This is a genomic window from uncultured Adlercreutzia sp. (assembly GCA_910585575.1).
Lineage (GTDB): Bacteria > Actinomycetota > Coriobacteriia > Coriobacteriales > Eggerthellaceae > Adlercreutzia.
The window spans coordinates 1-19,682 of sequence record CAJUFS010000049.1; the positions used below are offsets into that span (position 1 = coordinate 1).

Consider the following 19,682-nt stretch of genomic DNA (forward strand, 5'->3'; position numbering starts at 1 on the left):
TGGTCTTGACGCTGCCGCCGCTCTTCCAGTACTTAATTTGGTACCCCGAAATATCGTTGGCGGGCTTGCTCCATTTGACGGCAATGGCAGATTTCGATGTGCCCTTTACGCTTGTGAGCTTCGTGGCCTTCGGCTTCACTTTGATCGAGAACGTTTTGGTTCCGGTGTAATTGCCTTGGCCTTTTACGGTGATGGTATGAACGCCTACCTTTTTAGCGTTCTTGGGAATGACCAGCTTGACGCTCGCAGTGGTTTTGCCCGTCTTGCTGGCAATAGTCTTGCCCAGGGCTTTAACCGTCACCTTCACTTTGGGCGCTTTACCGGTATAGGTGAATACCTTGGTCGTGGGCTTAACGGATGAGATTGAAGCGGGCTTGATGGTGAACGTGACGGTTTTCGTTCCCGTGTAAGCACCCATTCCCGTGGCGGTCACGCGAGCGGTACCGGCGTTTTTGTTGCTCTGGTAGCTCAGCGTGTAGTCGATTCCCTCCTGCAGGGTAGTGCCGGCAGCCGTCAACTTGACGGCGGGTGTTTGGGCGTAACCCGTGTAGGTGGTAGCGGGAATACTCGCCGCGCTCGCCTGGGCGAGGTCGATGCGCTCGGGCGTGGTGACGGTTGCTCCTGTCGGCTCGTCCGCGAAAGCCTGGGGCGCGGCAAAAACAGCGCCGCAGGTAAGAGCGGCCGCTACGAGAACGGCACCTCCCGCAGCGCTGATGCGCCGCTGTAGGTTGGTGAAGCTCATAGATTGCTCCTCTCGGTAGTTCCCCTAAAATGCAAAGCATTTTTCCTGGTCATAGTGTACGTTTTTGCCTCAATCATCGCAATGAGCAAGTTTTGACCAAATGTTTATAGAGCCCTGGCGAGAAGGCCGCGAAAGTGGTGAAGCTGAAAGAGGGCAAGGTGAAGGTGTCCGGCAGCAAGCTGGTGAAGGAGCCGAAGAAGACGACGAAGAAGTAGCCTGGGCTTGCTCGTCCGCGCCCCTGCCCGGGCGCGCCCGGGCAGGGGCGCTACTCGATGCGCCTGATTGCTGTTTCCGCTAGAACCACTTCTTAACGTACTTGATGAGCTTCTTGGTGTCGCTCCAACGCGCGTCGGACGTGGGGGCTCCCAGCACGACGGTCACGTAGGTGTTTCCCTTGTACTTGAACGCGCCCACGAAGCAGTGGCCGGCGGCGTTGGTGAAACCGGTTTTCACGCCGTGGATGCCCTTAATGCTGCCGAGCAGCTTGTTGGTGGATTTCACGGTGTAAGGGATGCCGTTCGTGCTGCGGAATGAGTACGACTTCTTTTTCACGATGCTGCTCAGGTCGTTGCGATTCAGTACCTCGCGGGCGATGAGGGCCAGGTCGTGGGCCGAGGAGCCGTGGCCTTTTTGGGCCAGGCCGTGAGGGTTCTTGAAGCTAGTGTTAGTGCAGCCCAGTTCCTTCGCGCGCTTGTTCATCAACGACACGAACTTTTTCTCACTGCCGGCGGTATGGATGGCCAGCGCCTCGGCGGCCCCGTTGTCCGAGGGGATGAGCGCCATGTGCAGCAGGTTCTTCACGGTGATGGTGTCGCCGATGCTGCGTTGTCCCAGGTTGGAGTAGTCGGTGTTCGCCGCCTGCTTGGTGATGGTCACGCGGTCGGACAGTTCGTTGCGCTCGGCAGCTAGCAGGGCGGTCATCATCTTCGTGGTGCTGGCGTTTTGCCGCTTGGTGTTCTCGTTCTTGGTGAAATAGGTCTGGCCCGTGGCGGCGTTGACGATGACAGCGCTCTTCGCCTTCAGCTTTACGCTGGAGCGATTCTTCGTGGTGATGGTCACGCTTTTGCTGATCAGGCGCTCGGTGGTACTCGTGGCCTTCACGGCTACGCGCCAGGTGGAGCTGTTCGTCTTGCGCCAGGTGTTCGGGTACTTCAGGGTGACCTTGCCGTTGCTGGCGGTGGTGAACTTCGCCTTTGTCGACCATTTGCCCGTTGCGGGGTTGTAGCGCTGCAGCAGCACCTGATGCTTGCCCGCGGGGGAGATCTTGACGGCGTCCTTAATGGTGGACTTCGGGGTCTTGGTGAACGAGGTCTTCAGGCCGGTAATGCGCAGCTGCTTTTTTGCCGGCTGCGAGGGCGCAGAGGAGGCGCTTTGGGAGGTGTCCGGCTCGCTGGGGGTGGAGGTGTCTCCGGGATCGACAGGGGTCGTCTCGGACGAGGTGACGGTCTCGGTGGGGGAGACGGTCGTGGCGGCCGTCGGGTCGGCGGCGAAGGCGAGCGAGGGGCACGCGAGGGCGGTCGCCAGGGCCATAGAGAGGGCGAGTCGGAGTGTTTTTGCGAAAGGGGCACGACGGGTCATAGCGATCCTTTGAACGAGTTTTTGCTGGTGACAGTGTAAATTGTTCGAGAGGATAACGCAACGTTCGCTGGCAAGAGGCTGCTGCGCGTTTCGCGGCGATGTCTCGGCTACTCGGTGGCGTGCGTTTCAGGTTGCTCTGCGTCTTTGAGTCTCAGCCACTGTTGGGCGCGCTCGATGTGCGGTCCAAAGCGACTGCCGAGCCATGCGAAGAACGGTTTTTCCAGAAGTGTGATGCGGGCGAAGTCGATGGCGCTGCAGGCAGCGAACACGAGTACGCCGGCAGCAAGGCTCAGGCCGAGGATGCCGAAAAAGCCGGTGTCGTACACCCAGGCGAAGTGCGGCCAAATCCAGGCGCGCATGATAGGGTTATCGTGGATGAGGTAGATGCCCAGGGTGGTCTTCGCCACGGTATTCACCCCCTTGAGCGAAGGGATGGACAACCGCTGGAATACCATGAGTAGGCCCACGGAGGCAAAGAACGTGGGCACCATATACTGCCAGATAAAATAATCGGGGAAGATGAGGGTAAAGCCCCAAGCGCGCTGAGCATAGCCGATAACGGCCATACTAGCCCAGACGAAGAGCACGCTGAAAATGGCGGTGCGGCCGCCGCCCCAGCGCGCAATGAACGCGGCGGGATCTAAACGGCTGAGCACGGCGGTGGTTTCTGCGTCGCTAGACCCGCTCGACGTTGCGAACGCGCTTGCGTTGCTGGCTTGCGCGCTATTGTTTGTCCCCTGCGTCTCGAAGCGCTCGCGCACCCAACCGCCCAGCAGGTAGATATAGAAGAACCACACCAAATCCGACCCAATGGGATTAAAGGTGCTCGCCGTGGGCAGGAGCGATAGCGTGACAAACCCGACGGCCATAACGCGACTGCGTGCCGCGGGGGAGAGGTGGCGCCAGGCAAGGTTCAGGAGGGGGCTCGCTACCATCAGGGCAACGTAGCAGGTGATGAACCAGTACTCGCCCGAAACTACAGGGAGCACTGCTTTGCGCAGCTTCGTTTCCGTAATAAGGCTCGGATCAACCAACAGGAAGATGAACAGGATGACGAAGGAGTAGAACCAGGTTTCCAGCAGTACGCGCAAGAGGGAGGCAAGCTTTAACTGCGACCGCACCATAAAGTAGCCGGTAATGAGCACGAAGCAGTTGACACCGAGTTTTCCGCCGAAGCTGAGCATCTCTACTGCCACATCCGAGGCCAAAGGGCCGCTCTCGGGCCAGGCGCCATGGACGCTGAAGTGGAACAGGATGATCATGAACATGCTGGCAATGCGCAAAAGTTCGATGTTCGAGCTTCTCATGGGTCTCCTTGTCGTGGTGATCGGTACTGCTCACTCTGCGCCTACTTTTCAGTTCCGTCAAGAAATCTTCGGCGCGGAGGGGTCTGTCGACTTGCTAGCTATAATCGAAAAGGTCAGAGAACAAGAGGCGGAAGGCTCGCGGCCTTTCGCTGCCAAGGCGGGCGCAGTCGGATTGCGCCCCTGCTCCGAAAGGAACTACCATGATGGATCGCAAGGCTTTTCGTGCCCTGAGCTCGGGTTTGTACCTTATTACTTCTCATATCGGGGAGCGCAAAGTGGGCTGCGTGGTGAACACGTTCTTGCAGGTGGCATCCGAGCCTCCCACCGTTACCGTTGCCCTCAACAAGGAGAACGCCACCACGGAAGCGGTGCGGGAGACGGGTCGGTACGCGGCCACCGTTCTTTCCCAAGATGCCCCGCTGGAACTTATCGGCACCTTCGGCTTCCACACCAGCGCCGACACCGACAAGTTCGCTACCTGCGACTATGCGATCGATGAGGCCGACATTCCCTATGTGAAGGCCCATGGCCTCGCGCGCTTCTCGGTGCGCGTTACCGAGACGATCGATGTGGGCACGCACTATCTGTTTGTCGGCGTGGTGGAGGAGAGCGAAGTGCTGGCCGAGGGCGAGCCGCTTACCTACGCCTACTACCATGCGGTGAAGGGTGGCAAGACGCCGCCGAAGGCCGCCAGCTACAACCCCGAGGGCGATCCGGAAGGCTCGGCTGCGGCAGCTCCCGCCCCTGCGTCCGCCGATGCCTCCGCCGACGAGGCGCCCGCGGCAGGCAAGCGCGTAGCCTGGCGCTGTATGATTTGCGGCTATGTCGAGGAGGGCTATCCCGACGGCTTGCCCGAGGACTACTCCTGCCCCATCTGCGGAGCCCCCCGCGACATGTTCGAGCGCATCGAGCTCTAGTCGGCTGCTTTCTGTCCATTCTGTCGAAAACCCTGACGTGCGGGGTCTTCCTTGGTAACCTACGGTTTTACGCGACCGCCTCGCGCTCTTTGCGGGGCGCCGCGTTCGCGCATCGTCAAACGTGACGGCCGATGCGCCGTGAGTCGACCGTATAGTAAGGAGGAAGGCGCCCAGGCGCCGCTCATATGGCTAACAGAATGGGAAAGCACTCGGCACCGTTGAGCTCGTCGGGACGGCGTCCCGCCCACTCCGCGGATGTCGCCTCCTCGCGTTCGCGCCAAAGTCGCCGTACGGCGGCAACAACGGATTCGTTTGCCGGACGCTCGGCAGCGTCGCAGGGCCTCGGCTCTTCTTACCCTGCGGGTGGGGAGCGCTCTTACAATGCCGCCGACAGTTTGGCCCGCGCCCGGCAGGCTCGCAAGAAGGGCCGCGGCAAGAAAATCGCCCTCGGCATCGCAGCCGCACTCGTGGTTATCCTGGTAGGAGCCGGCACGGCGGTGGGGCTGTACCTGAACAACCTCAACAGCACCATCCAGGACGGCATGGACGAGGAGCAGAAGACCGCCCTGCTGGAAACCCTGGCGCCCGCCGAAACCGAGGACGGCTCCTACTACGTGGCCATCTTCGGCAGCGACGCGCGCGAGGGCGAGACCGTAAGCCGCTCCGACGTCACTATGCTCGCTCGCATTGATGAGAACACGGGCGTTGTCGACCTCATCTCTGTTCCGCGCGACACCATGATCGAAATCGAGGGCCAGGGCAAGCAGAAGATCAACGCTGCCTACGCTTTCGGCGGCCCCTCGGGCGCGGTGAAAACTCTCTCCGAGTTCGCCGGCGTGCCCATCAGCCACTATGTCGAGGTGCACTTCGACGAGCTGCAGAACGTCGTGGACGAGCTGGGCGGCATCCAAGTGAACATCCCCGAGAGCTTCTACTCCGACACCAGCGGCATTACCCTCGAGGCCGGCGAGCAGACCATCAACGGCGCCGAGGCCTTGGCCTTCGCCCGCGAGCGTCACGCTACGCGCGCTGGCGACTTCAGCCGCGCCCAGGCCCAGCGCCTGATCATCGAGGCCATTGTCGAGAAGGTGCTTCAGGCCTCTCCTGCGGAAATCCCCGGTCTCGTGGAGTCGCTCGCTCGTTGCGTGACCACCGACTACTCCGTGCAAGACCTCATTTCCCTGGCCCTCACTTTCAAGGACAAGGGCCTCACCATGTACTCGGCCGCCTGCCCCAGCTACACGCTGAACGAGAACGGCGTAAGCTACGTAGGCACCCAGTACAAGGAGTGGCAGGACATGATGCGCCGCGTGGACGCGGGCCTCGATCCGAACGACACGAAGGCCGAGATCCCCGAGCCCCAGGCCAGCGATGAGAAGCTGGGCGCCGCCACCAACGCCCGCTCGCCTCAGGACTACGAGGACCTCGTCAAGGACGCGCTTACCACCGATGACGTCATCGATGTGGAGAAAAAGTCGGACAAGGAATCGGGCGAGTAGCGCCTCTGCGGCTTGCAACAGAGAAGCATCCGTGACGGCAGTGCGCTCAGGCGCCTGCCGTCACGCTGGTTGAAGGAGCGGAAATGACGACCTATTCATCTCGTTCATGGGCGGCGTGCACGGCGGGGGCTCCGCTGCAGACGCGCACTTCGAAATTGCTCGCGGTCTTGCTTGCCGCGTTGTTGACGGTCGCGCTATGCCCGATCGCCCCTGCCTTCGCCGCCGAAGCCGGCGGCACCGAATCCCCCGGCACAGACGCCATCACTTCCGAACCGACGGCTGAACCAGAGCCCACGGCGTCACTGACAAGCAAGGCGAAGCTCGAGGGCGTTGCCGGATGGCGGACGGTGCAGGGAAGTGCCAAGGCGGGGCGCACCTCAGGGTCGAAGGCGCTGACGGCGGTGCGCTTAACGGTGAAGAGCAACCAGACGGGATCCATTGTCTATCGCGCCTACGTGGCCGGCAAGGGGTGGACGTCGCAGGTCAAGAACGGCGCTGTCTGCGGCACGAAGAAGGCCTCTCAGCCTATTCAGGCACTGCGCATCAAGTTGACGGAAGCGCTGGCGAAAAGCTTCACGGTGTATTATCGCGTCAACCTGGTGGGCTACGGCTGGACGGGCTGGGGCAAGAACGGCGAGTCGGTGGGCGCGCGCAAGCTGGCAAGCGTGCGCGGCTATCAGGTAAAGCTGGTAAAGAAGGACTCCAAAGCTCCCGGATCGCGCCAGAACCGCTACTTCTCTGCCGGCCAGAGCAGCGCCGAGTACTACTACGCCCAGGGTGGCAAGACGCGCCCGCAGCTCATCAAGGCCATCGCCAAGGCGAAGGGCAGCGGCCTGAGGGCGTTTGGCGCGAAGTACTCGCTCAACACGAAGGCGGCGAAGAAGTTGAAGGCCGCCATCAAACAGCTGGGCCGCTACAAGCTCAGCTTCGTCATGATCGACCTGAAGACAGGCGCGGGTATCAGTTACAACCCGGGCAAGGTGCAGTACAGTGCCAGCGCCATCAAGGGCCCCTATGTGGCGGCGGTGAACAAGTACCGTGCCGGCAGCGCGGCCAGCGCCCACGGCACCATGAGCAGCACCATTAAGGTTTCCAGCAACGAGGGCTATGCCAGCTTGCGTCGCCGCTTCGGCCATAGCCCCATGCTGAAGATGATGGGCTATTGCGGCATCTCGTCGTCCGAGATGAACGGCGGCCGCAACTACACCTATCTGTCCTCGCGCACGCTGGCGAAGTTGTGGATCGGCACCTACTGGTACTATTATCGCCAGACGAACGCCCGCTCGGCCAAGGTGCGCAACCTGCACGCTCACCCGCTGAACTCCTTCATCGACCAGGCTCTTTCTACGCCCACACGCACGAAGCCCGGCTGGTTCCCCGGCGGCGGCTACAACGTGCAGAACGACGCCGGCGTGGTGCTGGTGGACGGGCGGCCCTATGTGCTGGCGGTCATGAGTTCGGCTTGCGGTCAATATGGCAAGTTGAAGAACTTGGTGCGGGCCATCGACGGCGTGCATGCCGACATGGTGAAGCAGGGTTTCTAGCGCCCTGCATGGGCGCTCGGGCGCGCAGACGTTTCGGCGACTTCTGGTCGGCCCCGACGACTCCCTGGGCGCCTCTTTGAGCGAACCCCTCCGGCGACCCCCGGCGAACCCCTTCGGCGACTCGTGCTCGGCCGGAGGGTGAATTCCGCAGCCCCTCTCTTACGCATCATTTCCCCACATAAGCGCAAATATTGGTTGTGACGGCCCGTCGATGATGGCTATAATGCAAAGCTATGCAACACGACGGCGGGGGAGCCGTTGGATGGGACTTGAAAGTGAAGGTTGTTATGGAACGAATTGCTGTACCTTTTTGGAAGCGCGCTATGGCAGTGACCCTGTCCGGTGCGCTGGCGGTGACGCTGTGCCCCGCCTCCGCTTTGGCCGACGAAGCGGCTGAGCCGCGCGTCGTCGCGGTCGAGGGAGCTGCCGTTGAGCAAAGCGCCGAGTCTGCCCTTGCGGCTGATGAGGCGGTTGTGGCCGCTTCGGCCGTTGCGCCTCAGGCCGATGCTACGGCCATCGACGTCGATCAGCCCGCTACTACTCCCGACCAGCCCGCTACGCCCAGCACGGGCGATGAGGCGAACCCGGGCACCACGCCCGAAACGCCCAACCCCGGCACCACGCCCGGCGGCAGCACTAGCACCGAGGGAGACAAGAAACCAGCGGCCATCAAGCCCCAGCCGAAGCCGAAGCCGCTGCTGTCCTTCAAAACGGCGGCCAAGCTGGCTGGCGCGAAGTGGCAGAAGGCTGCAGTAAGTACCAAGACCCTGCAGAGCAAGACCATGGGCGAGACGGTTACCACCCGTCCTTTGGCCGCTCTGCGTATCTACAACAACTGCAAGAATATCACCGGCTCCATCAAGTACAGCGTGTACATGAAGGGCAGGGGCTGGTCGAAGACGGTAAGGGACGGTAAGACTGCCGGTAACGGAAAAGCGAAGAACCCCGTTCAGGCCATTAGGTTGAACCTGAGTGGTGAGCTGGCCAAGCAGTACAACGTGTACTATCGCGTGTACCTGACGGGCCTGGGCTGGACCGGCTGGGGCCGCAATGGTGCCAAGGTGGGTGCACCCAAGCTGTCCAACGTGAAGGCCTACGAGGTCAAGCTGGTGAAGAAGACCAACAAGAAGACGAACAAGACGTACAACAGCAAGAAGAACCGCACCACGGCGCTCGTCACCACCAAGTCGGGCACGGAGATGAAGACCCAGATGGCCATGGCCGCCAAGGCCCAGAGCCAGACTTCGTCCACCAAGTGGCTTATCCTCGTGGACACGAATAAGAATCGCGTGGAAATTCTCAAGGGCCAGAAGGGCGACTGGAAGGTGCACAAGTACTGGAAGTGCACCAGCGGTGCCTACGGTTCGCGCACGGTGCGCGGCAAGTTCACGATTGGCAGCAGGGGCCTGTACTTCGGCAACGAGAAGGGCTATACCTGCTGGTATTGGACGCAGTTCTACGGCAACTATCTGTTCCACAGCGTGCTGTACAACGTGGGCAGCAAGAGCTCCGTCCAGGACGGCCGTCTGGGCATTAATGCGTCCCACGGCTGCGTGCGTCTGGCGCTGAGCAACGCCAAGTGGATTAACAAGAACATCCCCAGCGGCACCAAGGTGTGGACGTACTAGGGAAGCGTAGCGCAAAAGGCAATGCGTCAACTATAACGGGAGCGGTTGGCAAAACTGCTCCTTCTTGGGGCGAGTCGATAGAGCGGCTCGCCCTTCTTTTTATAAGAAGTCCTGTTCAGGTAAGCAGTATTTTTGTAGCTTTAAGCGGTTTCGGGGCGCATTTCGTTGCTCTTCCGTCGTTAATGGTGGTACTATTCATGCACTTTGCTGACGGAAATAGCGCCAGCGTCAATCGAGTGTTAAAGGAAGCTTACATGAACTCAAAAGCACTTCGACTGTCCCTTTCTGCCCTCTTGGTGCTGGCTCTCGTGCCAGCGACCGCCTTTGCCGACGAGGCTGCCACAGCGTATGAAGAGGAAAGCTATCTCATCCCCAACGATAGCGAGGAAGACCCCGCGGAAAGCTGGCGCTTTACGGACGGCTATCCGTCGAATTACCTTCGCGAGGAGATGGAGAAAGCAGGCATCGCGCTCATGGGCGCTTTCTCCGATGTCGAAGACGGCTATCGTGCAACCTGGTCTAACGCCAACGGTGTTTTGTCCTATGCCTACCGCAAAAATCCGACCGATAAAGATACGGTTATCAACGTGCCGGGCGCAAAAGAGGTAGGCGTCGATATCTCCTACTTTAACAACGAGGGCAAGGCCATCGACTGGAAGAAAATGAAGGCCGACGGTATCACCTTTGCCATTATCCGTGCGGGCGACGGCTATACCACCACAACGGGCTTCTACGACCCTTGGTTCGTGAAGAACATCCAGGGAGCCAAGGCTGCTGGTCTCAAGGTGGGTGTGTACATCTACTCTCGCGCTACCAACACGAAGGCCTCGGGCAAGAATTCCGTGGGCCATGAGGTCAACCTGGTACTCGATCAGATGAAAAATGCAGGGCTGGGTCCTGAGGATCTCGGGCTTCCTGTGTATTTCGACATGGAGGACGCCACGCAGCGCGCCTTGCCGAAGAAGACTATCGGCGACGTGGCCGAGTCGTTCTGCAAGCAGATGATCGCCAAAGGTTATCAGGTGGGCATTTACGCCAATCAGGACTGGTTCACCAGCGTTCTTACCGACTCGCGCTTCAGCGTGGCTACCATGAAGAAGAACGGCTGGTCGCGCTGGGTGGCGCGCTATTCCTGGGGTTCGTCCTCCTCGGGGGTTGATTCGACGGACATTTGGCAGTTCACTTCTATCGGCACCGTGGCCGGTACGTCGCGAAAGTACTGCGATGTGAATTTCTCTTACGTCGACTTCGGCGCGCAGCCGGCTACGTACCAGGTTACCTACGAGTTGAACGGTGGTACGCTCTATGCACCTAACCCCGTTACGTTTACGGGTACGCTGACGCTGCCTACGCCGACGCGTTCGGGGTATATCTTTGACGGCTGGTACGCCGACGCTGCTTTTAAGACGCCCGTGAAGACCATTTCTCAGAAAAATGCGACGGTCTATGCGAAGTGGACGACACCTTATCGTGTTTCCTATGTGCTCAACGGCGGTAAAAACCATGCCTCGAATGCTGCAACCTATGTCTCCACGCTGACGCTGAAATCGCCAACAAGGACGAACTACCAGTTTGATGGATGGCATCTGGACGCAGCGTTCACCACGAAGGTTACGAAGCTGACAGCGGCGCATGCCACCAATAAGAAGGTGACGGTCTACGCCAAGTGGTCGCAGCCCTATAAGGTTACGTACAGCCTGAACAGGGGCAAGAACAATAAGGCCAACCCCGCGAAGTTCGGCGGCACGCTCACCCTTAAGGCTCCGACGCGTTCGGGCTACACCTTTGGCGGCTGGTATCTCGACAAGAAGTACAAAACCAAAGTCACGAAGCTGACCTCCAAGAATACGAAGAACAACAAGGTGACGGTCTACGCCCGGTGGTACAAGAACTACAAGATCACCTACAAGTTGAACGGTGGTAAGAACAGCAAGAGCAATCCCTCGAAGTACGGCGGAACCCTGACGCTCAAGAACCCCACGCGCTCGGGCTATGTGTTTAAGGGCTGGTACACCGATAAGAAGTTCAAAAAGAAGGTCACGAAGCTGTCCATGACGAAGAATCGCACGGTGTACGCGAAGTGGACCAAGCTCACGGGCAAGTATTATCGTGTGACCGCCACTGGCGGCTTGAACATCCGCAAGACGGCCTCAACCAAAGCTGCTATCACGGGCGCCTTGGACTACAACAAGAAAGTACTGATCAAGTCTACGAAGAGCGGTTGGGGTAAGCTCAGCGATGGACGCGGCTGGATCAAGCTGTCCTATGCGAAGAAGGTGTAGCACCTTCTAAACCTTCCTGTCGTTTTCGACTTACGAGCCTGTATCCGAGTGATAAAAGGACTACTCACATGCACAAGAAAACACTCAGTCTCGTTCTCAGCTGCGCCTTGGCGGGCACCATGGTGCCCGTGACGGCTTTTGCAGCAGGGGAGACCACCGACAACTGGATGGATATTGCCATGGGCGTGGTGCAGGACGGCGATAAGCTGTCCGATCCCGAGGGGGATCGACTCACCGGCGCCCGGGCCAACAGCTGGCGCTTCACCAAGGGCTACGCCGACGACGAGGTAAGTGCCGCAGCCGGTACGTTCGGCTTCGACACCATGGGTGCTTGGGGCGATTTGGGCGCCGGCGACCTGGATATCAGCGCAACGTGGACCAAGGCGAACGGCATCAATACCTACACAGTGCGCAAGACGCCCACGGGGACCAGCACCACGGTGAAGGTGCCCGGCTCGCTCGCCGTGGGTATCGATGTCTCGGCTCATAACAACGCGCCCGGTGGCGGTCCGGCCAAGGCCATCGACTGGCAAAAGGTAAAGGAGGAGGGCGTCAGCTTCGCCATTATTCGTTGCGGCTACGGCAGCAACTACTCCTATCAGGACGATAAATGGTTTGCCAGCAATTACCAGGGAGCGAAAGACGCCGGCCTGAAGGTGGGCGTCTACCTGTACTCCTATGCGCCCAAAGCCACGGGCACCGCCCCCTCGGCCACCGACGAGGCAAAGCACGTGCTGCGCATTCTCGAGAACAACAACATCGAGCCTTCCGATTTGGCGCTGCCCGTGTATCTCGACCTCGAGGATGCCTCGCAGGAGAAGCTGAAGAAGGGCACCCTGGGCGCCATCGCCAAGGAGTTCTGCGCGCAAATGCAAAAGGCGGGCTATAAGGTGGGCATTTACGCCAACCAGTACTGGTTCAACACTGTTCTGAAGAACGACGACCCCGTTTTTGATGCGGCTACCATGCAGAAGAACGGCTGGTCGCGGTGGGTGGCGCGCTATTCGAACACCTCGAGCTCGGAAGTGGAGGGCACCGACGTCTGGCAGTTTACCTGCGTGGGCAAGGTGGAGGGCATTCCGAAAAAGTACTGTGATGTGAACTTCGCTTACGTCGACTTCGCTGCCCCTAACACTGCGACACCCGTGGCCCCCGTAGCACCTGCGGCGCCCTCGACCTCGCTGACGACAACGCAAACGCCCGCGACCTCGTCTCCGACGCCCGTCACGTACAAGATTGCCTATCAGCTCAACAAGGGCAAGAACAATGCGGCGAACCCCACGCGCTCGTCAGGCACGGTTACCTTGAAAAAGCCAACGCGTTCGGGCTACACCTTTGGCGGCTGGCATTTGGACAAGAAGTTCAAGAAAAAAGTGACTAAGCTGACGGCTGCCGCAGCCCCGAAGGGTAAGGTGACCGTATATGCCCGGTGGTACAAGAACTACAAGATCACCTATAAGCTCAACGGCGGCACGAACAATAAGAGCAACCCAAAGAAGTACGGCGGCGTGCTCACGCTTAAGAATCCGACACGCACGGGTTACACCTTCGCTGGCTGGTACACCAACAAGAAGCTGACCAAAAAGGCGACGAAGCTGACGGTGACCAAAAATCGCACGGTCTATGCTAAATGGGTCAAAATGAAGAAGGGCTCGTACGTGGTAACGTCGAACGATGGCCTATTCATCCGAGGGAAAGCGTCGACGACGGCGCCGATTCTCGGTGGCCTGAGCTACAACCAGCAGGTGCGCGTCGTGAAGGTGAGCAAGGGCTGGGGTCAGCTTTCCGCCGGCGGCTGGATCAACCTCTCCTATACGAAGCGCGTGTAAAATCGAGGTGACGGAACGTCAAAATTTCTGCGATGATCGACGGCGGCTCTCGATAGCCGCCGTGGGTTTTGCTACACTTCCTCCATTGATATTGATTGGAAAGACCGGGGGTACTCAATGAAGCCGATGGGAGCTTGTGCCGGCGAAGAGGCGCGTTTCCTGCGTTGCGCCCCTCATCGAACTCTGGGTGCCCTGGCTCTGATTATCGTGCTTATGGTGCTGGCTCTAGGGGCGGCGTTTCCTGCGTTGGCTGTGGCTGACCAGCCTGACACGTCCTACGACGCCGCCGTTCTCGATGGCTCGTCGGTGGCCGACGCCAACCGCACCCAACTGGTGCTGGTGGTGCGCTTCCAAGGCGACGCCACGGGCGACGGTTCGACCGGCCTGAATGCCCCGCCTGCCTTCGCCCCCGATGCCACGGCGCCGGCCAACACTCAGTGGTCCCAGGTGATGGCGCGCCTGAACGATGCGCGTGCGGCCACCTATCGCGCTCCTTCGCTCTACCAGTATGTCGACACCGTGTCCGACGGCCAGTGCCGCCTACGTACGGTGTCGCCCCAGTCTGATCGTGCCACGGGGCGCATCACCTACTTGACCTTGCCGAAGGCCCGGGACGCTTACGTCAACACCGGTGTGCTGCTTGACGATGCACTGACGGCCTTCAACGCCGCGTATCCCCAGTTCGATGCCCGCACTCTTGACGGCGACGGCAATGGGGTGGCCGACAACATCCTGGTGGTGCCCGAGGTAGGTGCCGACTCGCCGACCACTGGGTCGCCCCTCTGGCCCCACGAGGCCGACTACGGCGGCAACCTTACCGTGGGCCAGGGCGCCAAGGCGGTGAAGGTGGGTACTTACACGTTGGTCGATTCCGGGCGCCTGGCCAACGGCACTGTTGGCACCGTCATCCATGAAACACTGCACGCCTTCGGCGCAAAAGATCTCTACCGCCTGGACAGCTCCCTGGAAAGCCAGCGCGATGTGGCGGTGGGTGTATGGGACATCATGGCTCAGCACGGCGGCTCGAAGCTGATGCGACCTCTGGCCATCTCGCGCCAAGATTGCGGCTGGACGACTATTGAGGAAGTGGCCGGCGGCACCGTCACGTTGTACGCGCCTGGTTCGGGTAAGCGTCAGGCGGTCAAGTTCAAGGCGCCCTATTCCACCACGGAGTACTTCGTGGCCGAGTTCCGCCGCGCCAATACCGACATCGGTAACCTCTCTGCCCTGGACACCTACCAGGACGGGTCGCCCTCCACTATCGGCGGTTCGGGGCTGGTAATCTATCGCGTCAATCCGTCGCAGAAGCAAACGGGTATTACCAGCGGCAACAAGGGCGACAAGGACTATGTGTACGTGTTTCGCAAGGGCGAGACGGGTGCCCCGCGCGGTGACGGGGTGGGTGATCTTCGCCATGCCCAGTTGACGGCGCCGGGCTATAAGCTGCCCTCGGCCAACTCGCTGAGCCCTACGGCCACGCCGGCTACGCGTTCGAAGGCCGGCTCGACGAATCCTGACGACGGCTTGGAGGAAGGGGCGCTTACCTACGCCGATGGCACCAACTCTGGTGTGGTAGTCACGGTGACCGCGCAAACGGAAGAGTCCATCACCTTCACCATTGCTCAGCCCGATGCGGACAAGCTGGGTCTTTGGCGCGATGCGCTCGACGCGCCCGGTGCCTCGCCGCTGCCCACCCAAGGCTTTGAGGCCACGAAGCTGGAGGCGGGAGCCGACGGGGCGGTGTACCAGCTATGCGAGCGGCGCAACGCGGGGGGCGCCCAGGTGTTCCGCTACGACGGTACCGCATGGAAGAGCCTGGGCTCCGTCGGCGAGGGTTATCGGCAGTTCAGTGCTCAGTGGTTCGACGGCGCGCTCTATCTGTGCGGCGTGCAGTACGGGGCCTCTCCCCGCGTGGCCCTGTGGCGGTGGAGTGGAAGCCGCTGGGAAACGACGGCCACCTTGTCCGCCGCCGCCAACAAGCCCGTGCTGGGCGAGGTAGCCGGCTCACTTTATCTTTTCGCCGACGGTGCCGGCGCGGAGGCCGGGCTCTACCGGCTCAGCGGCAACGTGCTGCAGAAGGTGACCGTGCTGAACGACGGCTACTTGGCCGGAGCAGTCATCGCCGATGTGGGCGGGGAGCCGGCGCTGTTGGTCAGCAATTTCGATCGACAAGAAACGACGCTCTATCGTCTGAAAGCGGGCACGTGGTCGAAGCAGCGCCTCCACAGCGGCGCGCCCCAGATACTCGATCGAACTGCCACGAAGAATGGCCCGGTGTTCCTCACCTTGCAGCAGGACGGCGGCCAGGATTCCACCCTGCGGCTTGTTACCTTTAGCAACGGAGTTCCCACGGTTATATCGCTGCCGGATACGCTGCCCTCCTCCTTCGACGCCAGTCTGGTGGTGGAGGGATCGAAGGTCTACGTGGCTCTGGCCACCCAGGCGTCCCAGCAGGTGCGGGTGTATCGCAGCACCTTGGATAACCTGGGCTCGTGGGATGCAGTGGGCTCGACCGTCATCAGCCCGTCCATGGGCGTCGACCTCGAGGCGTTTCAGGGCGCCCTGCTCTGCGCGTCGGTGGCCTCGGCCGAAGACCCGGTCAGCCTGCGACGCTTCGGCACGCTCGATCCCTCCGCGCCCTCGGTCACGCCCGTGCCGCCCTCCTCGTCTGGCTCAGGCAGCAGCGCGACGGGCACGACCAAGCCCGGCACAGGCGGTTCGGGCTCCTCCGGCACTTCGGACAGCACCGCCAAGCCCGGCGCGAGCGCTTCGGGCTCCTCTGGCACTCCCAGTGCAACCAAGCCCGGTTCCAGCAGTTCCGCCAAACCCTCGAGCACTTCGTCTTCGTCGAAGCCGACGGCCTCCAAGAAGCCCAAGCGGCCCGCTACGCCTCAATGGCGCAGCTTCAAGCGAGCGAAGAGGGCCGTCACGGTGCGTTGGAAGAAGGTCAAGAAGGCCTCGGGCTACCAGGTAAAGTACTCGACCAGCAAGAAGTTCACCAAGAAGGCCACCAAGGTGAAGCGCGTTGCTCGCGGCTCAGCCACCTCGGTGAAGCTGAAGTCTCTGAAGTCGAAGCGTACCTACTATGTGAAGATTCGCGCGTACCAGAAGGTGGGGAAGACCTACGTCTATTCGAAATGGACAAAAGTGAAAAAGGTGAGGGTGAAATAGACAACAGCAACGCGCGTCCGGTCGGGGCCGTGTTCCTCGTGTGCTCGGATCGCATTTACCGCGTCCTTGCGTCTGAGCGCCCCTCGAAATCCCCGACACACAAAAGCGGGCAAGTCGATCGACTTGCCCGCTTTGCTTGCTGCTCAGTTGGGGGAGTGAGACTACAGGGTGCCGTCCTGCCAGGCCAACAGGCCCTCGATAACCTTCTTGTGGGCGGCTTCAACCTGCGGCAGGTACTTGATGGCGGCCTCGGACTCGCCGGCGTACAGGGCGTCGGACACCAAAGTGGCGGCTTCGTACAGGTCCTTGAAGGAAAGATTGCCGGCTACACCTTTAAGGGCATGGGCCTCGCTGTAGCCGTCGGAGAAGTCGTGAGCCTCGATGGCGGCCTGCAGAGCCACGAGATGGCTGTCGTCCAGGTACTTCATGGCCAGTCGCTCGTACAGATCGGCGTTGTCACCAAAGCGGTCCATGGCGTCGACGTAGTCGATACCGTAGGGGGCAAGTTTATCTGCAAGCGTCTCACTCATTGCCATCATTCCTTTCATGCAAAGACGGGACGCGCCGGAGGGTGGCGCTCTCTCTTCTCCTCTTCGAAAGATACATCCGTCTATTCTTCGTTGGAGTTCAGTTTAATCACTCGTTAGAGTGCTGTCAGGGCTGCGTTTTAGTCGTTGACGTTCTGTAGATGAATGTCAACGTTTCGTAATAATGCGTTTATCTTTCTGTAACTTGACGAAACCGCTTAGGTTTGAGCGCGGTATACGATGAAGTGCGGACGGGCGCGACAACGCTCGTTTTCGCACAAAGCTCTCAGGTTGGCTCGTAAGGATTGCGCCCTAGTAGTCGGCTGCCGCGTCGCTGTCCATCCACTGCTGGTAGAAGTCCTCGTAGGCGTCGGCCAACACGGCCTCGCGGGCGCGGCGCATGAGGTCCAGCAGGAAGTGCAGGTTGTGCACGGAAATAAGGATGGCGCCCAGCATCTCGTTCTGCTTCACCAGGTGGCGCAGGTAGGAGCGCGAATAGTTGCGGCAGGTGGGGCAGTCGCAGGCCGGATCCAGGGGGCCGAAGTCGTGGATGTGCTTCGCGTTGCGCATGTTCATACGGCCCGTGCTGGAAAACGCCGTGCCCATGCGGGCGGTGCGGGTGGGCAGCACGCAGTCGAACATGTCCACGCCCTCGCGCACGGCGCGCACCAGCGTGGTGGGATTGCCCACGCCCATGAGGTAGCGCGGACGGTCCTCGGGGCACGCGCGAGCCACCTCGCCCAGGGTCTCGAACATGGTCTCGTGGTCTTCGCCCACCGAATAGCCGCCAATGCCGTAGCCGCCGAAGCGACGGCCGCCCGCGGCCAGGGATTCGTCCTCGATCTCGCGCAAACGGCGCACGCTTTCCAGGCGCAGGTCCAAGTGCATGCCGCCCTGGACGATGCCGAAGAGCGTCTGGTCGGGGCGCGTGTGGGCCGCCAGGCAGCGTTTCGCCCACATGCTGGAGTAATCCACGGCCTTCGCCACGAACTCGCGCGTGGCGGGGTAGGGGGCGCACTGGTCCAGCTGCATAGCAATGTCGGCGCCGATCTTCTGCTGGATGGCCATGTTCTCCTCGGGCGTCCAGTGGATCTTGCTGCCGTCGTAGATGGACTGGAAGGTGACGCCGTCGTCGGACAGCTTCACGGTGTCAGCCAGCGAGAACACCTGGAATCCGCCGGAGTCGGTGAGCATGGGGCCGTCGTAGTTCATGAAGCGGTGGATGCCGCCGGCCTCCTCGATGAGATCGGCGCCGGGGCGCATGGCCAGGTGGTAGGTATTCGCCAGCACTACCTGGGCTCCCAGGTCGTGCAGCTGGTCCACGGTGATGCCCTTCACCGTGGCCGAGGTGCCCACGGGCATGAACATGGGGGTGTGGAAGTCGCCATGGGCGGTGGTGTAGGTAAGGGCGCGGGCGTTGCCGCTTTGGGCGTCGCAGGTGCAGTCGAACAGGGCCATGGCTACTCCTTTGTGGTGGCAGGGAAGGGGGCGTTGTCGGCCGAGGAGCGGGCGTAGCGCGCGGCGGCCTCGGCGTCCGCGGCGGCCGTGGCGTTGGCGGCCAGAACCGCCTCGGCCGTGGCATGGGCCACGGGTCCGGGCTCGATGCCCGTTGCCGGATTGGCGCAGGGAGGCAAGGTTTCCACCCAGCGGGCAAAGTCCTCCATGGAGCCGTGCTTCACGCGGTCAAGGTCGAAGCCGTCTGTAGGGTCGAGCAGCCAGTCGGTGATCAGGTAGCCGTCGGCGCCGATGCCCATAAAGGCCAGGTCTTCCACGGTGTTGTTGCCCACCATCAGGACGTCGTCGCCGTTTACACCCAGAGCCGCCACGTTCTCGGCATAGTAGCGCGGCTGGGGTTTCACGGTGGTGGAGTTGTCGTAGGTGGTCAGGCGCTCGAACCAGTCCGGGCCCACGCCGGCCCACTGTAGGCGCCAGCGCACGGCCTGGGGCGGGAACATGGGCATGGTGGTGAGCACCAGCGGGTAGCCCTTGGCCCGCAGCGTTTCCAGGGCCTGGGCCGTTGCCGGGTTGGGCGTCACGCCGGCTCCCAGTTCGCCGAAGGGGCCTTCGTAGAACTCGGTGAGCAGAGCCTCCCAGTCGGCGGCGTCTGGGTCTGCGTGCTTGAAGAACTCGTCCCAGAAGGCTTCCTCGTTGGTGGCGCCGTCGTCGTGCACGACCATGGCGCGGGTGCCCCGCTGGAGCGCTTCCAGGAACGCGCCGCCGTCGATGCCGCGGGCCGTCATGAAGTCGTAGATGATCTTGAAGTAGCTTTGCATGAACTCGTCCAAGTCCATGGGCAACAGCGTGCCGTCGAGGTCGAAGCAGATAGCGCGGTAGGGGCGCTCGGTGTTGGTCATCGGGGTTGTCCTTTCGAAAAACTCACAGGTGTCGGCGGGTCGGGGGTGCTCTGCGGCGGTGTCTGAGCGCCCCGCGGAGAACGCGATTTTTAAGAAACAGATTCCACTTCGCCAGCACCGATACGGGGATAGTACCGACTTATGGGCATCGTCTTCTCTGTTTCCTTAATCGCGTTCGCAGCGGGAAAAAGCGCGAAGTCTCCGCCGCAGAGCACCCCCGACCCGCCGACACGGCCGAGGCGATGTTGATCGTGGTAGTATACCGCCGAACGAAAATGCTAAGGAGCGATTCCATGAGAACGGA

The 19,682-nt window shown here is 61.1% G+C and carries 13 protein-coding genes; 7 read left to right on the forward strand and 6 right to left on the reverse strand.

From position 1 onward, the window contains the following. The 3 genes from QZ307_RS07620 to QZ307_RS07630 form a co-directional block, all read right to left on the reverse strand. Positions 1 to 742 (reverse strand): hypothetical protein (locus QZ307_RS07620; protein WP_295998124.1); only part of this gene is annotated, 742 nt, incomplete at its 3' end. Positions 743 to 1,036: 294 nt separating this feature from the next. Beyond that, positions 1,037 to 2,272 (reverse strand): D-alanyl-D-alanine carboxypeptidase family protein, encoded by a 1,236-nt coding sequence (locus QZ307_RS07625; protein ID WP_295998127.1) that lies wholly within the window; start codon positions 2,270 to 2,272, stop codon positions 1,037 to 1,039. Positions 2,273 to 2,427: 155 nt separating this feature from the next. After that, entirely contained in the window at positions 2,428 to 3,627 is a 1,200-nt protein-coding gene (locus QZ307_RS07630; protein WP_295998130.1) for an acyltransferase family protein, read from the reverse strand. A gap of 200 nt (positions 3,628 to 3,827) precedes the next feature. On the opposite strand from QZ307_RS07630, the gene QZ307_RS07635 reads away from it, so the two are divergent. From QZ307_RS07635 to QZ307_RS07665, 7 genes are all read left to right on the forward strand, one after another. After that, on the forward strand, positions 3,828 to 4,544 hold the full coding sequence (locus QZ307_RS07635; protein ID WP_295998132.1) for a flavin reductase: 717 nt from the start codon (positions 3,828 to 3,830) through the stop codon (positions 4,542 to 4,544). 395 nt (positions 4,545 to 4,939) lie between these two features. After that, positions 4,940 to 6,043, forward strand: coding sequence for an LCP family protein (locus tag QZ307_RS07640; RefSeq protein WP_295998134.1), 1,104 nt, complete (start codon positions 4,940 to 4,942; stop codon positions 6,041 to 6,043). Between the two features lie 83 nt (positions 6,044 to 6,126). Next, positions 6,127 to 7,587 (forward strand): hypothetical protein, encoded by a 1,461-nt coding sequence (locus QZ307_RS07645; RefSeq protein ID WP_295998137.1) that lies wholly within the window; start codon positions 6,127 to 6,129, stop codon positions 7,585 to 7,587. 323 nt (positions 7,588 to 7,910) lie between these two features. Then, complete coding sequence (locus QZ307_RS07650) at positions 7,911 to 9,215, forward strand: L,D-transpeptidase family protein (protein WP_295998141.1); 1,305 nt, start codon at positions 7,911 to 7,913, stop codon at positions 9,213 to 9,215. A gap of 254 nt (positions 9,216 to 9,469) precedes the next feature. Next, the gene (locus QZ307_RS07655; protein ID WP_295998144.1) at positions 9,470 to 11,497 is read left to right on the forward strand and encodes an InlB B-repeat-containing protein; all 2,028 of its coding nucleotides are present in this window, start codon (positions 9,470 to 9,472) and stop codon (positions 11,495 to 11,497) included. 68 nt (positions 11,498 to 11,565) lie between these two features. Then, on the forward strand, positions 11,566 to 13,326 hold the full coding sequence (locus QZ307_RS07660; protein WP_295998150.1) for an InlB B-repeat-containing protein: 1,761 nt from the start codon (positions 11,566 to 11,568) through the stop codon (positions 13,324 to 13,326). A gap of 117 nt (positions 13,327 to 13,443) precedes the next feature. Further along, entirely contained in the window at positions 13,444 to 16,497 is a 3,054-nt protein-coding gene (locus QZ307_RS07665) for a hypothetical protein (protein WP_295998153.1), read from the forward strand. A gap of 161 nt (positions 16,498 to 16,658) precedes the next feature. Here QZ307_RS07665 and QZ307_RS07670 read toward each other — a convergent pair whose 3' ends face one another. From QZ307_RS07670 to QZ307_RS07680, 3 genes are all read right to left on the reverse strand, one after another. Then, complete coding sequence (locus tag QZ307_RS07670; RefSeq protein WP_295998156.1) at positions 16,659 to 17,027, reverse strand: Hpt domain-containing protein; 369 nt, start codon at positions 17,025 to 17,027, stop codon at positions 16,659 to 16,661. 309 nt (positions 17,028 to 17,336) lie between these two features. Then, positions 17,337 to 18,482 carry a tRNA guanosine(34) transglycosylase Tgt gene (gene tgt / locus QZ307_RS07675; protein WP_295998159.1) on the reverse strand — a complete coding sequence of 382 codons (1,146 nt, stop codon included), beginning with the start codon at positions 18,480 to 18,482 and terminating at the stop codon, positions 17,337 to 17,339. 2 nt (positions 18,483 to 18,484) lie between these two features. After that, entirely contained in the window at positions 18,485 to 19,378 is an 894-nt protein-coding gene (locus QZ307_RS07680; protein ID WP_295998161.1) for an HAD family hydrolase, read from the reverse strand. Positions 19,379 to 19,682 lie beyond the last annotated feature (304 nt).